Here is an 806-nt window from a genome sequence, read left to right on the forward strand (position 1 = left end):
TACAGATTCTTTTAACACGTTCAATTTTTCCTTTACGGCCGGTAGATGAGCGATTTGTGGTTTGTTTTCAATAATGGCAATCAATTTTTCACAGTAAGCTATTTCATCTTTTACCTCGTTAGAAGTGTTCTTCTTTGGAAATTTTTCTTTCATGGATTTATCGAATTGATACACTGCTTTGCGGGTATGTTTTGATTTCTCTTGTAAAAATTCTTTCGGTGATTTTTGGTTATAACGTGCTTTGGTATGCGTTGCGTCCACAATGATTGTTTTACTTTTGATAATGTTCTTTTCGAGTGCAATTTCAACTGTTTTTCCAATGAGCATATCTAATAAACTTACGTCTTGAAGACGAAGTCTGCGGAATTTTGTGAGTGAGCTTGAATCAATCACGTCATCTTCTGGCGCCATACCTAAAAAATACTTGAAAGACATGTCATATTTTGAACGTTCGACAAGGTCTACATCAGATATATTAAAAATGGCTTTTAACAATAAGTACTTAAACATTCGAATCGGAGGAATCGCATTTCTTCCATTATCTAAACAATATTTTGTTTTCAATTCCTCTAAAATGAATGAGAAATCCACCAGTTCGTTAATTTGACGAAGCATATTATTTTTTGGCACGACAATATCGTAAATGGCCATGTACGGACTTAAGTTGAGTGTCTCTTGGTTTGAAATCATTGGGAACACCACCTGCATTTAGTCTCTCTATTATAAATTAAAAAGGCGAGATATTCGACGATTCAATCGTCGAATATCTCGCCAAGTGGAACTAAATGGAGTTTTTCAGTGCCCTC

Annotated in this window: 1 protein-coding gene; it reads right to left on the reverse strand. The window is 34.9% G+C overall.

What is annotated here, in order from left to right; translation table 11 throughout:
- Window positions 1-690 (reverse strand): transposase (locus MR065_RS27020; protein WP_242215737.1); only part of this gene is annotated, 690 nt, incomplete at its 3' end.
- Window positions 691-806: the final 116 nt, after the last annotated feature.

Source organism: Bacillus cereus group sp. BfR-BA-01383 (genome assembly GCF_022663495.1).
GTDB lineage: Bacteria > Bacillota > Bacilli > Bacillales > Bacillaceae_G > Bacillus_A > Bacillus_A cereus_AU.